The 1,548-nt window shown below is 75.4% G+C and carries 1 protein-coding gene and 2 pseudogenes; 1 reads left to right on the top strand and 2 read right to left on the bottom strand.

The window, feature by feature from the left end; translation table 11 throughout:
- Nucleotides 1-508: pseudogene (locus GT030_RS23025) on the top strand (hypothetical protein); the annotation flags it as partial.
- Here the strand turns inward: GT030_RS23025 and GT030_RS23020 are convergent.
- Together GT030_RS23020 and GT030_RS23015 are read right to left on the bottom strand one after the other, a co-directional pair.
- Nucleotides 447-1,337, bottom strand: a complete 891-nt coding sequence (locus GT030_RS23020) for an NAD(+)/NADH kinase (RefSeq protein WP_161202720.1) — start codon at nucleotides 1,335-1,337, stop codon at nucleotides 447-449. The pseudogene GT030_RS23025 and the gene GT030_RS23020 overlap by 62 nt on opposite strands.
- Nucleotides 1,334-1,548: pseudogene (locus GT030_RS23015) on the bottom strand (SPFH domain-containing protein); the annotation flags it as partial. The gene GT030_RS23020 and the pseudogene GT030_RS23015, both read right to left, overlap by 4 nt.

Below are 1,548 nucleotides of genomic sequence, written 5' to 3'. Positions count from 1 at the left end.
GCACGACGGCTCCGGCCTGCTCCAGACCACCCGGCGCCTGTACGTCGACACCGGCGACGCGGAGTCGGTCAGGGCGGGCGTCGACTGGTGGCTGGAGATGACCGGCCGGGGCGGCGAGGGCATGGTCGTCAAGCCGCTCGGCGCGCTGGTCCGGGACGGACAGGGCCGGCCGGTGCAGCCGGGCATCAAGTGCCGGGGCCGTGAGTACCTGCGGATCATCTACGGACCCGAGTACACGCGCCCCGACAACCTGGCCAGGCTCCGGGGCCGGTTCCTCAACCACAAGCGGTCGCTGGCGGTCCGCGAGTACGCCCTCGGTCTGGAGGCCCTGGACCGTCTCGCCGACGGTGAGCCGCTGTGGCGGGTGCACGAGGCGGTGTTCGGCGTCCTCGCGCTGGAGTCGGAGCCGGTGACCCGCGGCTGTAGGCGCGTCCGGCAGCGGGACGTCAGCCCACCAGCCGCAGCCGCCGCCCGCACACGCCCACCCGCACCGTCTGCCCCCAGGTGAGCTGGAGCGCGTCGGACTCGATGCCGTCGCCGAAGGCGATCAGGCGGTCGGACTCCACGGTGAGCGTCAGGGCGGCCGAGGCGGTGAGGCCGCCCCCGACCAGGCTCGTCCCGGTGGCGGGGGACGGCCACGCCTCGCGGACGAACCACAGCAGCCGGTCCTCGGTCGGCGCCGGCAGGGGCAGGGTGCCGCCCCGCTCCTGCCACACCGACCGGAGCCAGCCGGTGGCCCCGGTCCCGGTGCCCACCAGGACCCCGGAGGAGGCCTGGGTCTCGACGACACCCCTGTCGCCGTCGAGACCCAGGCGGTACCGGGCGGTCTGGTGGCCCGGCGCGCCGAGGTAGATCTCGTTCAGCGCCACCAGCCGCTGCGTGTCGTCGGTGACCGCCTCGACCATGGTCAGTTCGTCCGCCGCGCCCCCGGCCGAGGCCAGCAGGGCGGCGGCGTCGCGCGGCCGGTGCCGTACCAGCACACCGGGGTTGCGTCCCGGATCGGTGTCGATGCCGATCACCGGCTGGCCGTCCAGGTACTTGGCGGCGTTCGCCACCAGCCCGTCCTGGCCCACCACCACGACCACGTCCTCGGGAGCGAACAGGAAGCGGTCCAGGTCGGCCCGCTCCAGCAGCGCCTGGCGCCAGTTCAGCGGCACGGCGGCGGTCACCTCGGCCAGGGCGCGGCGTGCGCGGCGGTGGCGTTCCACGACCTCCTCGATGTCCCGGCCGCGCGAGGAGAGGAAGAACGCGGCCTGCCCGTGCGTACCGTGCCGGGCCACCAGTTCCTCGTACTCCGTGGTGCGGTGGACCAGTACGGCGCGCGGGGCGAGGCTCACCGCGCGCCGTCCGGCGTCTCGCCGGTCAGCCGGGCGAGCAGCCCGGTCAGCACGTCGGGGGAGACGGTCACACTGTCGATGCGCGGCAGGTTCTCCGCGAGCCGGGCCGCGGTGAGCGCCCGCAGCGCCTCGGCGCCGCCGACACCGGCCTCGGTGTGGACCCGCAGCCACGCCGCCCGTTCCCGGGCCCGTGCCTCGCCGGTCTCGCGGG

The organism is Streptomyces sp. SID1328 (assembly GCF_009865595.1).
Lineage (GTDB): Bacteria > Actinomycetota > Actinomycetes > Streptomycetales > Streptomycetaceae > Streptomyces > Streptomyces griseoluteus.
This window is presented reverse-complemented; position numbering and strand designations above follow the sequence as displayed.